Annotated in this window: 17 protein-coding genes and 1 other annotated feature; of the genes, 9 read left to right on the top strand and 8 right to left on the bottom strand. The window is 59.2% G+C overall.

The window, feature by feature from the left end:
* Positions 1 to 10 precede the first annotated feature (10 nt).
* Positions 11 to 233: a binding site (T-box leader), on the top strand.
* Positions 234 to 288: 55 nt separating this feature from the next.
* The 3 genes from trpS to KF885_04990 are packed head-to-tail and all read left to right on the top strand — an operon-like array spanning position 289 to position 4,948.
* Positions 289 to 1,275, top strand: a complete 987-nt coding sequence (gene trpS / locus KF885_04980) for a tryptophan--tRNA ligase (protein ID MBX3048509.1) — start codon at positions 289 to 291, stop codon at positions 1,273 to 1,275.
* 32 nt (positions 1,276 to 1,307) lie between these two features.
* Complete coding sequence (locus tag KF885_04985) at positions 1,308 to 2,963, top strand: glycosyltransferase family 39 protein (protein MBX3048510.1); 1,656 nt, start codon at positions 1,308 to 1,310, stop codon at positions 2,961 to 2,963.
* Positions 2,960 to 4,948 (top strand): hypothetical protein, encoded by a 1,989-nt coding sequence (locus tag KF885_04990; protein MBX3048511.1) that lies wholly within the window; start codon positions 2,960 to 2,962, stop codon positions 4,946 to 4,948. Before KF885_04985 ends, KF885_04990 begins: the two co-directional genes overlap by 4 nt.
* Positions 4,949 to 5,012: 64 nt before the next feature.
* On the opposite strand, the gene KF885_04995 is transcribed toward KF885_04990, so the two are convergent.
* Both KF885_04995 and KF885_05000 read right to left on the bottom strand, forming a co-directional pair.
* Positions 5,013 to 5,420, bottom strand: a complete 408-nt coding sequence (locus KF885_04995) for a hypothetical protein (protein MBX3048512.1) — start codon at positions 5,418 to 5,420, stop codon at positions 5,013 to 5,015.
* 46 nt (positions 5,421 to 5,466) lie between these two features.
* Positions 5,467 to 6,021, bottom strand: a complete 555-nt coding sequence (locus tag KF885_05000) for an adenine phosphoribosyltransferase (protein MBX3048513.1) — start codon at positions 6,019 to 6,021, stop codon at positions 5,467 to 5,469.
* Positions 6,022 to 6,049: 28 nt separating this feature from the next.
* Between KF885_05000 and KF885_05005 the strand changes: the two genes are divergently transcribed.
* From KF885_05005 to KF885_05015, 3 genes are all read left to right on the top strand, one after another.
* Positions 6,050 to 7,099, top strand: a complete 1,050-nt coding sequence (locus tag KF885_05005) for a hypothetical protein (GenBank protein MBX3048514.1) — start codon at positions 6,050 to 6,052, stop codon at positions 7,097 to 7,099.
* Entirely contained in the window at positions 7,096 to 7,704 is a 609-nt protein-coding gene (locus tag KF885_05010) for an isoprenylcysteine carboxylmethyltransferase family protein (GenBank protein ID MBX3048515.1), read from the top strand. Before KF885_05005 ends, KF885_05010 begins: the two co-directional genes overlap by 4 nt.
* Positions 7,705 to 7,772: 68 nt before the next feature.
* Positions 7,773 to 8,027: a hypothetical protein gene (locus KF885_05015; GenBank protein MBX3048516.1), complete on the top strand. Its 255-nt coding sequence runs from the start codon at positions 7,773 to 7,775 to the stop codon at positions 8,025 to 8,027.
* Here KF885_05015 and holA read toward each other — a convergent pair.
* From holA to xpt, 6 genes are all read right to left on the bottom strand, one after another.
* Positions 8,008 to 8,985, bottom strand: a complete 978-nt coding sequence (holA, locus tag KF885_05020) for a DNA polymerase III subunit delta (GenBank protein ID MBX3048517.1) — start codon at positions 8,983 to 8,985, stop codon at positions 8,008 to 8,010. The genes KF885_05015 and holA overlap by 20 nt on opposite strands.
* Positions 8,982 to 9,497, bottom strand: coding sequence for a hypothetical protein (locus KF885_05025; protein ID MBX3048518.1), 516 nt, complete (start codon positions 9,495 to 9,497; stop codon positions 8,982 to 8,984). The genes holA and KF885_05025 overlap by 4 nt, the downstream gene beginning before the upstream one ends.
* A 1-nt stretch (position 9,498) precedes the next feature.
* Complete coding sequence (locus KF885_05030; GenBank protein ID MBX3048519.1) at positions 9,499 to 10,464, bottom strand: hypothetical protein; 966 nt, start codon at positions 10,462 to 10,464, stop codon at positions 9,499 to 9,501.
* Between the two features lie 170 nt (positions 10,465 to 10,634).
* Positions 10,635 to 11,555 carry a hypothetical protein gene (locus tag KF885_05035; GenBank protein MBX3048520.1) on the bottom strand — a complete coding sequence of 307 codons (921 nt, stop codon included), beginning with the start codon at positions 11,553 to 11,555 and terminating at the stop codon, positions 10,635 to 10,637.
* Positions 11,556 to 11,600: 45 nt separating this feature from the next.
* A complete protein-coding gene (guaA, locus tag KF885_05040) occupies positions 11,601 to 13,133 on the bottom strand; it encodes a glutamine-hydrolyzing GMP synthase (GenBank protein MBX3048521.1) in 1,533 nt (510 codons plus the stop codon).
* Complete coding sequence (xpt, locus tag KF885_05045) at positions 13,130 to 13,702, bottom strand: xanthine phosphoribosyltransferase (protein ID MBX3048522.1); 573 nt, start codon at positions 13,700 to 13,702, stop codon at positions 13,130 to 13,132. Before xpt ends, guaA begins: the two co-directional genes overlap by 4 nt.
* A 102-nt stretch (positions 13,703 to 13,804) precedes the next feature.
* On the opposite strand from xpt, the gene maf reads away from it, so the two are divergent.
* From maf to rsgA, 3 genes are read left to right on the top strand one after another with little or no spacing between them, the layout of a single operon-like run.
* Positions 13,805 to 14,467 (top strand): septum formation protein Maf, encoded by a 663-nt coding sequence (gene maf / locus KF885_05050; GenBank protein MBX3048523.1) that lies wholly within the window; start codon positions 13,805 to 13,807, stop codon positions 14,465 to 14,467.
* Positions 14,464 to 16,692 carry a hypothetical protein gene (locus KF885_05055; protein ID MBX3048524.1) on the top strand — a complete coding sequence of 743 codons (2,229 nt, stop codon included), beginning with the start codon at positions 14,464 to 14,466 and terminating at the stop codon, positions 16,690 to 16,692. The genes maf and KF885_05055 overlap by 4 nt, the downstream gene beginning before the upstream one ends.
* Before the next feature lie 2 nt (positions 16,693 to 16,694).
* Positions 16,695 to 17,606, top strand: a complete 912-nt coding sequence (rsgA, locus tag KF885_05060; GenBank protein MBX3048525.1) for a ribosome small subunit-dependent GTPase A — start codon at positions 16,695 to 16,697, stop codon at positions 17,604 to 17,606.
* The last annotated feature ends 28 nt before the right edge of the window (positions 17,607 to 17,634 follow it).

Genomic DNA, 17,634 nt, shown 5'->3' on the forward strand with positions numbered 1-17,634 from the left:
TACTCAATAAGCAAAGACCGCGAAGCGGACAAGTACACGCCGAAACGAAGGCACAGAGAGCAGGAAGCGCTGAAAGCCTGCCCCCACGCCGGCTTGGAATGGACCGCCGAGTTGCGCAGTGAACGGATTTCCAGTAGCTGCCGCCGGTTCGCCCCCGTTAGCGGGCTTCAAGCGAATCAGCCAGTACGGCTGGTTAACTGAGGTGGCACCGCGGATCCCTATTCGTCCTCAATCACAGATTTCAATCTGTGATTGAGGACGAATTTTTATTTCTCTGGAGGTAGAGCAATGGCACAGACAAAAGGGCGCATTCTTACCGGGCATCGCCCCACCGGCCCGCGGCACATAGGCCACTTGGTAGGCACCCTGGAGCAGTGGCGCAAGATGCAGGACGACTATGAGTGCTATTTCCTCATTGCCGACCTGCATGTACTGACCACTGACTTTGAGCACCCCGGCCGCATCCAGTCCAACATTACCGACGTGATGGTGGACTGGCTGGCTTCGGGCCTGGACCCGGCCAAGGCCACCTTCGTGCGCCAATCGGCGCTGATGGAGCATGCCCAGCTCTCGCTGCTGTTTGGCATGCTCACCACGGTGGCCCGCCTGGAGCGCGTGCCGACCTATAAGGAGCAGATCCAGCAGCTCAAGCTCAACCCCTCGCTGGGGTTGCTGACCTACCCGGTGCTGCAAAGTGCCGACATCCTGATCTACAAGGCCAATCTGGTGCCGGTGGGTGAGGACCAGCTGCCGCACATCGAGCTGACCCGCGAGATCGCCCGGCGCTTCAATACCCAGTACGGCGAAACCTTCCCGGAGGCGGAGGGGCTGCTGACCAAGACCGCCCGTTTGCCCGGCACCGACAACCGCACCATGCATAACTCCTATGGCAACACCATTCGCCTGGGCGACACGCCGGAGGAGACCACCAAGAAGGTGATGAGCATGTACACCGACCCGACCCGCCTGCGCGCCACCGACCCCGGTACAGTGGAGGGCAACCCGGTCTTCGAATACCACGAGGTTTTCAACTCCAACACTGACGAGGTGGAGGACTTCAAAACGCGTTACCGTGAGGGCAAGGTGGGCGATGTGGAAGTCAAACGCCGCTTGGCCGAAGCGCTCAACGACTACTTGGCGCCCCTGCGCGCCCGCCGTGTGGAGCTGCAGAAAGATGCCGGCTATGTGGTCAAAGTGCTGGATGAAGGTACCGAGCGCGCCCGCCCGCTGGTGCAGGCCACACTGCGCGAGGCGATGGAGAAGATGGGGCTATAATCCAGTTTTAGATATTTCAATGGTGAGGGTGAATGATCAAAAAGATAACTAGCTTTCCATTTTTTTGGTTACTTTTAATAGTACTTGTCGGCCTCGCCATACGACTGATTTTGTTCACTGGGCAGATTCGTGGTGATGATTACTACTATGCAAAATCGGCCTTTGAGCTAACTCAGGGACGAACGCATTTCGGCGTGTGGTCTTTTGGGACTTCTCGTGTTGGCCTTTATGCCCCTACAGCACTGCTGTATACGGTTTTTGGTGTATCTCCATTGACAACAGCTGCATTTCCGCTCCTAACCTCTCTTGGCACGGTTGTACTGGTTTATCTGCTTGCAACCTTGTATGCGCCACCCAAAGCTGGGCTTATCGGCGCCATGCTTTGGGCCGTATTTCCGCTCGACATCTTTTTGGCCACTGATCTAATGCCAGATGCACCAACCGCTTTCTTTTACACAGGTGTAATGTATTTCTTTTTGCGTGCTTATCGCGCCACTCCATTGCGTGAGCGTTTGTTTTGGAACTTAGGAGCACTTGTTTGTTTAATTTGGGGGTTTTACGTAAAGCCAACCATCATAGCTGCACCCTTGGCTATTGGTATTTTTATCAGCATCCAGATGGCCAAGTTGGTTTACCAGCGATTTCTTGCTCGAAGGATAGCAGTTCGATTTCTTCTTAAGAGCTTTTTGCTCACATTTGCTCTTTTGCTACTCGGAATCATTTTGTTTTCTGGCACATTGCCGATTAAATTAGCTCGGGCCGGCACGGATTTCTCAATGTTGTTGACTATTGGCAAAACCAATATTCATAGCAGTGGATTCATTGTTACGTACACTCCCTTGTTTTTGCTGTTCGGTCCACTTTTCCTGATATCTGTCTTTCATTTGCTCATAAACTCAACGAAACGTGCTAATGATTTGTTGGCCTTAGTTTTGATTGGCCTTGCTTATTTTGAGTGGGGCTCTTTTGAGACAAATATTTTCAAGTACAACCCACTTTGGGATTGGGGTGAAGCCCGTTATGTTATCTATTTGTTGCCGGGATTAGTCGCTCTGGCTGCGATGTACTTGGCGCGATTTGTGCAGGAAGATGTGCTTCGTAGGCTAATACTTATCTGGGCACCACTTATCATCGTGTTAGCAATCATCATGTCAAACCCGGGATCAGAAGCTTTAGGCAACCGATTCAGTGAAACCGCGGTAGTCTTGTCACTAATAGGAATACTAGTTTCCGTTCTTTGGAGGCCATCTAAAACCCAGTCTTTGGTTAATCCATGGTTCGGTGCTGGATTGATATTGCTGATCAACCTGGGAGCCATGGCCCCGGTGCAACCCTCAGATTGGCGCTTTTTTGCACCACGACTGGCAATGTTGGCTAACTTGCAAGAAGCGGCACAAGCCTTCGATATTGAAAGTGATGGTCTTGTTTTTACTGATCACCCAAACATGCAGCTAGAATTTTCTTTTGACTTTGCCTTATCTGTGGATTGGGAAAATCAATTTCCTGCTGACCCTAATGGACGTCTGCGTTTGGTAACTTCAACAAGCAATTTGGTATTGCCCTCAAATAGCTTGCTCTTCCTCTTCAACTCAGATAATCAACCACCGCGGGACGCTCAACTAATCTCGGAGCATTATTTTGAAAGACAGTTGCTTTTCCGTGTTTATGGGCCTTTGGATGCAGAATGAGAGAATTTTTTAAACGATACTCTGACTTGCTGCTTGTGTTAGCTCTTGCTTTGCTTGTGTGGGTGCTTTTTTTGCCAGGTGTAGCTTATGGTGAAACGGTCGAAAATGCATATCGTGCCTGGCAAATTGCGAATGGGTTGGGTGAACTTTTGGGCACACACTCACCTGCGAGCCTGTTTTCTGAACTGCGTGCCGAATTTGGTGGCCGAATATTGTTGGTTAATGGGCCCCTAGCTTTGCTCTATTTCTTGTTTGGGGTCAAGGATTGGACAACATTCTTTTTTCCGTTTGCCATGTCGCTAGTAAACATTATTCTAGTCTATCGTATCACTTATTTTTTGGTTGGTCGCAAGGCGGGTTTCTTTGCTAGCTTGATCTGGGCATTCCAACCCAGTCAGGCATTTTTTGCCGGTGCGCATGCTGCTTGGCCTTGGCTGGTGACCGTCCTTCTTGCTGGCCTTGGCTGGCTCGCCCTCCATAAAACCCAATCCTTGCCACCAAAACTTATCCCCTGGTTCAAAGGCCTCGCAGTCGCTGCCATCGGACTGTTCTTAATGTTTGCAGATGGTTACATAGCGGTGCGCAGTTTCCTGGCTTTGCCGGAGTGGTATCTGCTTCTACCCGCCAGCTTCCTTGCTTTGCTGATCAGGCCGGCAACAGTCGAAGAGTTGCTCAAGAATTCTCGCTTCTGGTTTGCCTGGGTTTTGGGTTTGCTACTGATTAGTGGCCTGACCCGCGTTGACATCTTCATCTACGCTCAAGTATTAATCCCCCTGCTATTCCTTGGGCCGGCTTTGCTTGTAGCGGGCTACTTATCCTCTGTTCTAATTGGGGATTTGCTGAAGCGGACGGTGATTGTGTTGTTGCCGTTCTTGGCTATTTGCGCTTGGCTAACTGGCGGGTTATCTCGAATTGCAATACCTGATTATGGGAATGCAGAATGGTTAACTACTGGCCAGTTTGCGGTGGTTTTGCTGATTGGCTGTGGCTTGACCTTTTTGACCCTATTTGTAATTGCATGGCAATCGCACCACAAGATTGTTTGGTTGCATCTCCCACTCCATGTGATATTGGTGCTTGGTGTGATTTTTTCGCTCCTCTTAGTCATCCAGAGCCAAGGACGCAGTTATGCCGACGCTTCTGCTCGCTGGCGGCTTGCAGATCAATGGCTTGGGTTAGAGGGTGCCGAGGGAATAGTAGTTGATTCACAGAGGCAGCGGTTACTCCTAGGATATGCCAGCGGATTCACCAAGCCAATAACTCGGCTGCCTGGAGATTTTGCCGAGACGCTCCCTGGTAGCTTGGTGATTCTGCCTGAAGAAGACGTGCTTCGGGTTCAGCTTCCTGAGAATTGGATTCGAGTCCAAAGCTTCGGACGCCCGGAAACTCCTCGCCTGATTGCATTCAGGGTTCTGGAGGAGTCGCTGGACTGTAATGCTTTATCTGGCCTTGCCGAGAGGTTGGCAACTCCTTTGGCTGTTGTGGATTGTGATCAGCTGACTATTGGCTCAAATTTAATGGCAAACATGATTCAAGATAAGGCTCTTCCCAAAGATTCCTCGGAAAACGCTGGCGGATTGTTGCTTTCAGAACTGCTTTCTTATGATGGTTTTCTGGATTCAGATAGCTTTCTTTGGGTGCAGCAACGTGACCAGCAGGGTGAGCACTTCGGCCTTTTTCAGAAATACTTCTTCTTTTACGACGGGCGGACGGTAGAGTTCCAGCAAGAGTTAGAACCGGATTCTTTGTATTACCTGCACGTTAAACTGAAAACCGAGCATGCTATTAGTGCGCTGTATTTACGTATAAGGGACGAGGAATACAGTTATGGCTGGGTGTATCCGGAAGAATGGGGCACTTATGGACTATTGATCTCCACGGCTGGTTTTGAGGCCGTTCAAGAGGTTAGCATTTCTCCTGTGCTTATCAGCAACCATGCTCAGGTAGAAATATCACATTTTGGTCTTTACAAGCTGAAGCCCTGACCGTTCTATTCGTACAAAAACAGCCGCGCACACGCGGCTGTTTTTGTTGGGTTGGTCTGTGGGCTTATTGTACTTGGAAATTCAGCGTGGTGTCCAGTTCGCCGTTCAGGTAGATCTCCACCTGATAGGCGCCGGCTGGCCACAGGAAACCGACTTCATTGGCCAGGTCGAAGACCAGCACCGTGCTGCCGCTGGTGATGGAGACTTCGTCGATCAGCAGGTTAGGCTCTTCACCCTCCGCGTCCGCCGCGATCCAGGCTGCCGTCACTTCTGTGCCGTCGGGTGCGTTGGCCAGGTCCACAATCGCATAGAAGACGGCTTCGTCGCTGTACACGCTGGTGCTTTGGGTGCCTTCACTGTCCAGGCTCATGTAGGCGTCGGCAATGTTGGCAGAGCTGTAGTTGAAACCACAGGCGATCTGCGCAACAACCAATACGGCCAAAACAAGCATCAAAATAGATTTCTTTTGCATGGCATTCACTCCTGATTACAGAACGAAAAGTGGAAAGAATTGATACTTAGGAATCTTGCAAAAAGACGGGCAGATGGCCCAGGGCGATGATGTGCGCCCACCTGGCCTGGTCGCCTTCGGTGAAGATGGCGGCTTCGGCTGCGATCTGCGCCCCGGCTTTTTCCATCACCGCCCGCATGCCCTGCTGGGTGGACCCGGTGCTGACCACATCGTCCACCAACACCACCCGCTTGCCGCTCACCAGGCCGCGGTCCTTGGCGTCCAGGTACAAGGTCTGTGGGGCGCCGGTGGTGATGGAGACCGTCTCGGCTTGTATCGCGTCGCCCATGTAAAGCTTATAGCTCTTGCGCAGCACCACGTACGGCTTTTTGGCCACTTCAGCCAGCACATGGGCCAGCGGAATGCTTTTGGCTTCGGCAGTGACCAGCGTGTCGTACTCCACGCCCGCCAGTTTTTCGGCCAGGGCTTGGGCGCTGGCGCGCACCAGGGCCGTATCGCCCAGGATATTGAGCAGCGCAATCGTTACGCCGGGGGCCACTTCCACCAGGGGCAGTTCCCGGGTCAGCCCGGCGATCTCTACGGAATAGGTCTGGTTGTCCATTGTCAGTGGGCCTCATTATAATGTTGGCTTGCGTACCTACACCTGCCTTTTTGCCTTGTTCGCCCTGCTGCTGGCTTGCAGTCCCCAGCCCGCCGCGCCTCAGCCGGCGGCTGCCGCCGACGAGGTGCCTCTGATCAGCGTGTATTTTAGCGATCCGGAAAGCCCTCACGCCCAGAGTGTGCGCGGCGGGCCGGATGCGCATTTGGCGGCGGCCATCGCTGCCGCCAAAGTCAGCGTGGACATGGCCATCTACGACCTGGATTTGTGGAGCGTGCGCGACGCCCTGCTGGACGCCCACCAGCGCGGCGTGCTGGTGCGCCTGGTGGTGGAGAGCGACAACCTGCGCCGCAGGACGGAACTGCAGGAGCTGCGGGCCGCCGGCATTGCCGTGGTGGATGACCGCCACCAGGATTTTATGCATAACAAGTTCACCATCATAGACCGCCAGGAGGTCTGGACCGGGTCGATGAACTACAACGTCAGCGGTGCTTACTTCAACCGCAACAACCTGCTGCGGATTGTTTCGCCCGAGCTGGCCGAGAATTACCTGACCGAATTTGAGGAAATGTTCCTCGGCTTTGACTTTGGCGATCTTTCTCCCGCCAACACACCCTATCCGCAGTGGTATTTTGGCGAGATGCGCGTGGAGACGTACTTTGCCCCGGAGGACGGCGTGCTGCGCCGTTTGGTGGCTCTGGTCAATGCCGCCGAGGAGAGCCTATATTTCATGGCCTTTTCCTTCACCTCAGACGATCTGGCCGCTGCGGTGCACACCGCCGCCCAGCGCGGTGTGCAGATCTACGGCGTGATGGACGAGGAGCAGGGCCTCAACAACACGGGCGGCGAATATCATGGCTTCATTGAAGCTGGCTTGGATGTGCGCCTGGATGGGGAGCGCGGCGCCATGCATCACAAAGTGCTGATCATCGACGAGAGCATTGTGGTGACCGGTTCGTACAACTTCAGCAACAGCGCCGAGCGGCGCAATGATGAGAATGTGCTGGTGATCGAAAGCCCGCTGCTGGCGACGGAATACTTAGGCGAGTTTGAACGCGTTTGGGAGCTGGCCCTGCCATGAATGGATCCTCCGCCGGGTGGATCTTGCTGGCCTTTGGCTTGTATGCAGTGCTGCACTCGCTGCTGGCAGGGGCCGGCGTCAAAGATTGGGCAACCCGGCGCTTGGGCGCCGGGGCTGAGCAGCGCTACTATCGGCTGTTCTTCAATATGGTCGGCGTGGTCAGCCTGCTGCCCGTGCTGGCCTTGGCCGCCTGGCTGCCGGACGGCCTGCTGTACCGCCTGCCGGTCTGGGCCTTGCCTTTCAGCTTGCTGGGCCAGTTGGCCGGGCTGGGGCTGCTGGCCGCCTCGCTGCGCCAAACCGGCATCGGCGACTTCCTAGGCCTCAGCCAACTGGCCGGCCCAGCCGGGCCGGGCGGCTTGGTGACCAGCGGCGTGTATGCGCATGTGCGCCACCCGCTGTACACCGGTAGCCTGCTGGTGTTCTGGCTGCTGCCGCGGATGAGCGGCAACAGCCTGGCGCTGATCTTTGCCATCACGCTGTACTTCGTGATCGGCTCCTGGTTTGAAGAGCGCAAGCTGGAAAAAGCCTTTGGCCAAGCCTATCGAGACTATCAAGCGCGCACGCCGGCTTTCATCCCGCGCTTAACTGCGCCGCGCAATTCTTAGACTTCTCCAATATCGGGCCGATAGCATCTTCATGGGAGCGCTCGTTGGCTCCCATGAAGGAGTTCATTATGGAACTCGGCGAATTGTTTTTGATCGAAGACACCAGTATGAGTCCGGAGGCCCGGGTGCTGTGGGCGGCGGAACGCTATCGCCGCCGCTATGGGCAAGATCCCAGTTTGTGCCTGGTACACCCCAGCCTGCTGCCCGCCGCCGGCGGGCGCATTGCCGGCCTGCGTGTGGAGGCCAAGCCTGCCTTGCTGCCCAATTATCTTTGGTTGGGTTCGGTGGCCCCCGAGGGCCGGGTTAAGCCGTTGGCACGCTGAGCGCGGCCACAAAGGTTTCCATCGCCAGGCCGGGTTCGATCTTTCCCGTCTTCATTTCCTGATCGAGTGTAAATAAGCGCTGATAAAGTGCCTTGAGGGCCCGCGCCGAAAAACGGCGCGCCTGCCCGGCCAGCTTTTCCGCCCGGAAGGGGTGGATGCTCAACTCCTTGGCGATCTCTGGCGCTTTGAGGCCTGTGTCCATCAGTTGGCGGGTTTGCACCAGCAGCCGAAAATGGCCCACCAGGCTGAAGAAGAACAGAATATGGTCGCGCTCTTGCAGCAGGGTTTCCAGCCGGTTCATGGCCTGGGCCGGGTTGCCGCCCACTAGGGAATCGAGCAGGCCGAAGAAGTCGCCTTGCTCGCCGATCGGCTGGCACAGCAGCTGCACGTCCTGCGCCTGGATCGGGCGGCTGTAGTTCACATAGGCCAGCAACTTGGCCAGTTCACCGTCGGCCGCCAGCTTGTCGCTGCCCAGCAGCTGCACCAGCGCCGCGGCGGCCTGCGGCTGCAGCGTCCCGCCCAGTTCGGCGGTGCGTTGCTGCAGCCAGGTCGCCATTTGCGGCCCCTTGGGCAGTTCGAACAACTGGGCCTGGGCGCGTGAGCCGGCAGCCTGCACCCACTTCAGCAGCCAATGTTTGGCGTCCAGTGCGGCAAACTCCTGGATCACAAAGGCCGTGCTGGCGGGAATTTGTTCCAGAAAGCGGATGAAGGCGGCACGCGGCTCGGCGGCGTTGAAGGTTTTGGCGGCTCCCAGCACGCTGACCACACGCCGGGCGCTGAGGAAGGGCATCGCCATGGCGGCCCCGGTCAGCGCGTCCAGTGACAGGCTGCCCTCGAAATGGGCTGTGTTCATCTCCGCCGTGCTAGGGTCGCCCAGTTCGGCGACCAAGGCGGCTACCGCCGCCTTGGTCGCCGGCTCGTCCTCTCCGTGGAACAGGTAGATGCTGGGGGCGCTCATGAACTGAAGGTTTCGACGCGGTGCAGGGTGGTGCGGCCGCGCTGGCTGCGCCGAATGCTGATGACTTGCAGGTCGCCCATGTCGGCGCTGGTGGTGATGTATTTTTGCAGCCAGCCGCCCAGCGGGCGGGCCAGCAGCAGGCCAAGCACGCTAGCCAGCAGGGCCAGCGGCAGACGCAGAGCCCAAGTGTTGCGCTGGCTGCCGCGCAGGGCCAGGTTGCCCATGCCGCCGGTGACCGCCGCGGCAGTCACCAGGTTGGTGCCGCAGTTGGGGTGCACCGCCAGCCCGGCTTGGCCGGCGCGGAAACGCTGCAGGGCTTCCTGCACGGCGGCTTCCACCGCTTCGGTCTGCACCTCACCTATCAGCCAGAAACCGCCGGCATCCGAATGCCCCGCCAGGCCGCTATGGCTGCGCCGGGCGGTCAGGATGTGAATGCTGGCATGCTCCAGCCCGTGGTTGCGGCGGGTGCGCAGCAACCACGGGATTTGGAGCAGAGATTGCAGTGGGTTCAAGTTACGCGGCCGCCTTCGGGGTGCGCGGACGGCGCGGTTTGGGCGCCGGCTCCACGATCTGCGGAGCAGCCGGGGTGTCCAATTCCAGGTAGCCCAGCGTCCAGGCACTTTGCACATAGCTGGTCAGGATGCCTTGCAGCAACAGCACCAGCGGCAGCATCAGTACGAACAGGCCAATCGCCACCAGAAAGCTCTGGCCCAGCGTGTTGGCGTCGTTGAAGATGGTGAAAAAGAAGGGGATGAAGATCACCAGCAGCGGCAAAGCGATCACCACGCCGGCCACCAACCCCACAATGAACAGAATCACCGCCAGCATGATCACCGGTCCGGGCTGGCTGCGCAGCGTCTCCCAGGCCTTGCTCAGCGCGGCGCTCACGCCCTGGCGGTCTTTTACCAGGGCCACATTGGCCAGTTCGCTGTAGATGTTGAAGGCGATCGCCAGCGGCACGGCCAGACATACCAGGCAGATCAGGCCGATGCCCAGGGTCAGAATCCCCAGCGGCAGGCCGATGGCCACGATCGCCAGGGTGCCGCCCAGCGCGATCAGGGCCAGCAAGAGGTTGAGGCCCAGAGCAGGCATCCACTCCACCTTGGCGTCTTCGACGATGGTGCCGAAAGAGATCGGGCGGTCGCTTTCGGCGCGCAGCACGGCGCGGATCAGGCCGACCTTGCCAAAAATGCCGATGGCCCAGGCGATCACGCTGATCAGCACGATCAGGCAGACCAACCCCACGATCAGCACCCAGCCGCCGTTGGTGAAGAACTCCTCCACACCGCGGCCGAACTGCTCGAATTGGGGCGGCAGTGTGCCTGGGGTTGTATCAGCCTCCCAGCCGGAACCGCCTCCAAATCCACCGCCCCCACCACCGCCGCCGCTGGCGCAGGAGGCCAGGATGCCAAACAGCCACAGCACCTTGTTCTTCCAAATAATTTCCCAGGAACGGGTTAGTACTCTTCCAAAATCCATGTTGTCTCCTTGCTTCCGGCAGTACCGTAAGAATACTTGTGTATATCTACTAATACGGAGTCTGCTGGACAAAAGTTACAAAGGGCTATTGTGGTTCTAGCATAGCACAGCCCGCTCGCCAAGTTAACCACAAAGGCCGCCATCCGGCGGCCTTTGGATTGATGGCAGGATTATTCGGTCTTTTTGCTTCGGCTGGGGCGTTTCGCCGGGGGCCGCGGGGCGTCCCCAGCCGGCTTTAGAGCCGTATATTGCAGCAGGATACCGGCGTAATAAAACACACTGAGCGGGATGCTGAGCAAGTATTGCGGCAGGTAAAGCAGACGCAGCCACCAGGCCTGGCTGAGGTCCATGATCGCTTGCGGCGAGCTCACGTCCATTGAGCCGAATGCGATGAATTGGGCCGAGAGCGGGATCAAGGTCAACACAAAGCTGGCGCCCATGGTAATGAACACGAACAGGAACACGAAACCAATCACCGCGCCCAGGTTGGCGCGGATCAGCTTGGCACTCTGCGTGAAGGCTTCGACTATCCCCAAGTCGTCCACTACAATCGCCGCAAAGGCAAACACCATCACAACAGAAGCGAGCATGATCGCGATCAGACCCAGGCACAGAAAGCAGAACAGCGGGATGATCATCAGGCCGGCTGCTGTGGATGTGTCTGCATTGGAGATCAATAAGACCAGGAAAAATACAAACACCAGATAGAGCAAAACGCCCAGCCCGGTCAGTAGCAAGGGCAGCAGCAACAGCCGCCAGTAGTATGGTTTGGTCTTTTGAAAGACGTCTTTAATCGAGAGTGATTGCCCTTGCTCGCTAAGGGCCACGCCCTTCAAGATGCCCCCTATGCTGAAGGGGAACAGCAGATAAGAGGCAATCCCCAAAATGCATTGCAACCCGATGGCGGCGAACAAGACCGAAACCATCTCCGCCGCTTCGCGCTCTGACAGCATCCCCGGGTTTGTCGGCAAGGGGAACGAGAAGAACAGCGTGGGAAGCAAAGCCAAAAGTGGCAGTGCGGCGAACAGCCACAGCACCTTCTCTTTCCAGGCGATTGCAAAAGATTTGGAAATGATGTTGCCAAGTGTCATGATGCCCTCCCTGTATTGAGCTTACTTATAACACGCCGCGCCACATCACTCCCACTCGATGGTGGCCGGCGGCTTACTGCTGATGTCGTAGACCACGCGGTTTACGCCCTGCACCTCGTTGACGATGCGGCTGGAGACGCGCGCCAGCAGGTCCTCCGGCAGCCGGGCCCAGTCGGCGGTCATGTAGTCCTGGCTGCTCACCGCCCGCAAGGCCACGCATTCCTGGTAGGTGCGCTGGTCGCCCATCACACCCACGCTGTACACCGGCAGCAGCACGGCGAAGGCCTGCGCCAGCGCCGCGCCTGCCACGCCCAGCAGCCCGGCGGCCAGCAGCTCATTGGTGAAGATGGCGTCCGCCCCGCGCAGGCGCTCCAGGCGTTCGGCGGTCACCTCGCCCAGGCAGCGCACCGCCAGCCCAGGCCCGGGGAACGGCTGGCGCCAGACCAATTCGTCGGGCAAGCCCAACTGCAGCCCCACCTGGCGCACTTCGTCCTTGAACAGGTAGCGCAACGGCTCCACCAGCTCGAACTGCATATCCTCTGGCAGACCACCCACGTTGTGGTGCGTCTTGATCCGTTCGGCGTGCTGGCGCTCCGGCGCGCGCGATTCGATCACATCCGGATAGATCGTGCCTTGCAGCAGGAAGGGCGGTTGGCCCAGGGTCTTGGCCCGCTCTTCAAAGATACGGATGAAGCGCTCGCCGATGCGGCGGCGCTTTTCCTCCGGGTCTGTGACGCCGGCCAGGTCCGCCAGGAACTGTGCGGCGGCGTCCACCACCACCAGTTCGATCCCCAGGCCGCTTTGCAGCGCCTGGGTCACCTGTTGGCGTTCCCCCTGGCGCAACAGGCCATTGTCTACAAAAATGGCGACCAGTTGGTCGCCAATCGCGCGGTGCACCAAGGCCGAGGCCACGCTGGAATCTACGCCACCGCTGATGGCGGCCAGCACAGCCTGCCCGCCGACCTGCCGGCGGATGGCGGCCACAGACTGCTCCACAATTTCCCCGGGGGTCCAGTTGGCCGGCGCGGCGCACACCTGCACGGCAAAACGCCGCAACAGCTCCTGGCCGCCTGGGGTGTGCTGCACCTCGGGGTGGAACTGTACGCCAAACAGCTTGCGCTGCAGGTCGGCCATGGCCGCCACAGGGGCGTTGTCGCTGCTGGCGATCGGCACGAACCCGGGCGGCGCCTGCTCGATCCGGTCTCCGTGAGACATCCACACGCGTTGCGCGCCATCCAACAGCGGGTTTTCCGTCGTGCTGTGGATCTCGGCTGCGCCGTATTCGCGCTGCCCGGAAGCGGCCACTGTGCCGCCCAGCGCATGTGTCAGCGCCTGCATGCCGTAGCAGATGCCCAGCACGGGCTTGCCGCTGGCCGGCACGTAGTCCGGCAGCTGCGGGGCGCCGGGGGCGTACACCGAAGCTGGCCCGCCGGAGAGGACAAAACCCAGAGGCTGCGCGGCCAGCACCTCTTCCGCCGGCGCATCGCAGGGGAACAGCTGGCAGTAGACCTGCGCTTCGCGCAAACGCCGGGCGATCAACTGCGATGTCTGTGAACCGAAATCCAGGATCACGATCATTCGGCAAACTCGATGATCTCGTCTTCCATGCGGCTGATGGCCGCCAGCGAGTGGATCGGCACGCTCAGGCTTTGCAGCACCTGGCGGCCGCCTTCAAAGGTCTTTTCCACCAGGGCGCCCACGCCCACGATCTGGGCCCCGGCGGTCTGCGCCAGGCGCGCCAGGCCCAGGATCGTGCTGCCCGAGGCCAGGAAGTCGTCAATGATCAGCACCCGCTCCCCGCTGGCCAGGTATTCCGGCGAGACGATCAGCTCCACCGTGCGGCCTTTGGTGTGCGAGGGCGCCAGGGTCAGGAACACCTGGTCTGGCATGGTGATCGGCTTGTGCTTGCGGGCATAGACCACCGGGATGCCCAAGTGCTGGGCGGTGGTCAGCGCCGGGGCAATCCCGGAGATCTCGGCGGTCAGCACTTTGCTGGCGCCTATCGAGCCAAACAGGCGGGCAAATTCCTGTCCGCAAGCGTCCATCAATTGGGCGTCCACCTGGTGGTTAATAAAGCCGTCCACCTTCAAGATGCCGTTGCCCAGGTTTTGGCCCTCTTTTAATATGCGCTCTTTAAGTGCTTGCATCCTGGCCTTTCGAATCAGAAGACTGCGTTGTCAGATTTTACAACGGCTTTGGGGCTCTTCATCCGTCTGTAAGGTGGATATGCTAGAATCGCTGGATTGCTCATGCCCAAAATCCTCATTCTTGCATCCAGCTCCCCGCGCCGTAAAGAATTGCTGGCTTTGACCCGCCAGCCCTTTGAAGTCCACGCCGCCGATATAAATGAAGACGTTCTCCCAGGCGAAGAACCGCGTGCTTACGTGCGACGTCTGGCAGAGGAGAAGGCCGCCAAGGTTGCCGAGCGCTTTGTCGGGCAGGATGTGATCGTTTTGGCCGCTGATACCACTGTGGCCCAGGGCCAGCGTATTTTGGGCAAACCGGCCGATGCGCAAGAAGCGCGCCAGATGCTGGCCGAGCTGCGCGGCCGCCAGCACTCGGTCTTCAGCGGCATCGCTGTGCTGCGCACGGTGGACGGCCACCTGCACAGCGATGTGGCCGACACCAATGTACCGATGCGTGATTACACGCAGGCTGAGGTGGAGGCCTATATCGCCACGGGAGACCCTCTGGACAAGGCCGGGGCTTATGCGATACAACATGCGGGCTTCCACCCGGTAGAGGATCTGCAGGGCTGCCGGGCCAATGTGGTCGGCCTGCCCCTGTGCCACGTGAAGCGCACTATGGAAAAATTCGACCTCTCTTTGCCGCAGGACTTGCCTGCGGCTTGCCAGGCTCATCTGGATTACCAATGTCCAGTGAGCGAAGCTATTTTGGAATGGCGCCAATGAAACCCCTATACCTGCTCCTTTTGACCTTACTGCTGGTTGCCTGCGGCGGCCCCGGCGCCCAAGAGCTGCCCACGCCGGTGATCAGCGTGGCCTCTGCGCCAGACCCTGAGGGCGCCGTGCGCGCCTATCTGGATGCCTGGAACGAAGGCGATTACGCCGCCATGTATCAAATGCTGACCCCGGCCAGCCGCGCGGCGGTCAGCGAAGAAGATTTCCTGGCGCGTTATGCCATGGTCGCCACCCAAACCAACTTATTCGGCGTGCATTACGAGATTTTGCAGCTGCTGACCCACCCGCGTACGGCCCAGGTGGGCTACCGCGTAACGCTCAATTCGGCGGTGGTCGGCGCCATCACCCGCGACACGCAGATGGACCTGGAGTTGGAAGGCGACCGCTGGCTGGTGGTGTGGGATGACCGCATCATTCTGCCCGAGCTGGCCGGCGGCAACACACTCAGCCTGGAACGCAGCGTGCCGACCCGCGGCATCATCTACGACCGTGACGGCGAGCCCATCGCCGCCAATACGACCGCCGTGGCAGTAGGCGCCTTCCCCTGGAGCATTGCTGACGACGATGTCAGCCAAGTCGTCTCTGAACTGGCCCGCGTCGGCCAGCGCCCAGCCGCCGAAGTCAGCGCGCTGCTCTTCCCTGAAGAGGGCGAGGAGCCCTATTACGTGCCCATCGCTGAGGTCTCACGCGAGGAATTTCAGGCGCGTGCCGGCAGCTGGGAAGGCCTCAGTGGGATCTACTATTTCGAATACAACACCCGCCTGTACTTCAATGGCGCCGCAGCCCCGCAAACCGTGGGCTTTTACGGCGCCATCCCGGCCGAGGAGATCTCCACCTACATCCCGCTGGGCTACCAAAGCCATGATTGGGTGGGGCGCATGGGCCTCGAAGCCTGGGGAGAAGAATACCTGTCCGGCACCCGCGGCGGAACCCTTTACGTGCTGGATCCCAATGGTGCCGTGGTGACGCAGTTGGCCCAGGCCGCTTCGCAACCCGCCGCGTCGATCTATTCCACCATCGACGTGCAGCTGCAGCGCCAGGCGCAGGACGCCATCAAGGATTTTAGCGGCGCCATCGTGGTCATGGAGCGCGACACCGGCCGCATTTTGGCCATGGTCTCCTCTCCCGGCTTCAATCAAAACTGGGCAGATCCCAACAACGCCAACAGCTTCTGGAACAATTACTTCCCAGACAATCAGCAGCGCTTTTTCAACCGCGCCACCCAGGGCCAGTATCCTCCAGGCTCTATCTTCAAGGTCATCACCTTCGCCGCCGGCCTGGAGAGCGGCCTGTACACGCCGGAGGACACCCTGGACTGCACCCAGCAGTGGTTCGGCCTCTCGGGCATCGTGCTGGACAACTGGACGGTGGCACGTGAGCTGCCTGCGGACGGCGTGCTCAACTATCTGCAGGGCCTGATGCGCTCCTGCAACCCCTGGTACTACCAGATCGGCCTGGATCTCTTTAACGCTGGCCAGGAAGATGCCATCACCGAGATGTCGCGCGGCTTTGGCCTGGGCGCCCTGACCGGCATCCAGGGCGTGCCGGAATCGGCCGGCACTCTGTCCGCGCCCAGCACCGAAGACGGTGACACCGGCCGCAACCAGGCCGTGCAGCAGGCCTTTGGTCAGGGCACCACCACCATCACGCCGCTGCAGGCCGTGGTCTATGCGGCTGCGGTGGGCAATGGCGGCACGCTCTACCAGCCTCTGCTGGTGGACCGTGTAGTGGACGCCAACGGGACCGCGCTACTCAGCTTTGAACCCCAAGCGCGCGGCAGCCTGCCGATCAGCGAAGACACCTTGACCAATCTGCAAACCGCGATGGGCATGGTCACCTCCAACCCGCGCGGCACGGCTTTCCGCCAATTCTCCGGCCTCGGCATTCCTGTGCACGGCAAAACCGGCACAGCCACCGCCGGCCAGGGCCTCGATCCGCATGCCTGGTTCATTGGCTACACCAATGCCGGTCGCCAAAACCAGCCGGATATTGCGATTGCCGTGCTGATCGAGAACATTGGCGACGGCTCGGAATTTGCGGCCCCGGTCTGGCGCCGCGTGGCCAGCTATTACTTCTTCGGCAGTCCGGGCACCTTGTATCCGTGGGAGACCAGCTTCGGCGTCTTGGATCCGGTCTACTTCGACGAAACCCTGCAGGCGCAGGCTACGGAAACTGCCGGCTCAGACAGCCCCGCAGTGATTACGCCGTCGCCATAAGCATGACCATCAGCCAGGGTTTGGTCGTCAGCTCGCAGTCGGGTTTCTACACAGTAGAGACCGACCACGGACATATTGTCGCCCGGTTGCGCGGCCGCCTCAAAAAGGGCCGCGCCACGGGCGACATCGTCGCCTTGGGCGACCGTGTGGAGGTCTCGCACCCCGGCGGGGGCGTGGAGGCGATGATCGAGTCGGTGGAACCGCGCAGCCGGGCGCTGGTGCGCCAGGACCCGCGCCCCAACGGGCTCTATGAGCAGGTCATCGTCGCCAACCCAGACCAGGCCCTATTCGTCTTCGCCTGCGCCAACCCGGAACCTCGGCTGCGCATGCTCGATCGTTTTCTGGTGGTGGCCGAAGCCCAGCAGATCCCCGCCACAGTGGTGGCCAACAAGGTCGATGTGGTCGGCCAGGCGGCGGCCGAAGAGCAGTTTGGCCATTACGCCGGTCTGGGTTATGGCCTCATTTATGCTTCGGCGGTCACTGGGCAGGGTGTGGAGGAACTGCGCCAGTTGTTGCATGGCAAACTGTCTGTGTTGGCCGGGCCTTCCGGCGTAGGCAAATCCAGCCTGATGAACCTGGTCGAACCGGGCCTGGACCTGCGCGTGGGCGAAGTGCAGCAAAGCTCGGGCAAGGGCAAGCACACCACCGTGGAACGCCGGCTGTTCAAGCTGGCCGCCGGCGGCTATGTCGCCGACACGCCGGGTCTGAAGGCGTTGGCGCTTTGGGACATTGAACCTGAGGAACTGGACGGCTATTTCCCTGAATTGCGCGCCATGATTCATGACTGTCAATATCGCAGCTGCCATCATTTTGATGAACCCGGCTGTGCAGTGCGCGCGGCTGTAGAGGTAGGTGACCTGCATCCCGCCCGCTACGAGTCTTATAAACTTCTGCGCCAGGGCGCCAAGGAATAAAAAAACGGGCCATCGGCCCGTTTTTTTA

The organism is Anaerolineales bacterium, from assembly GCA_019637805.1.
Taxonomy (GTDB): Bacteria; Chloroflexota; Anaerolineae; order Anaerolineales; family UBA11579; genus JAMCZK01.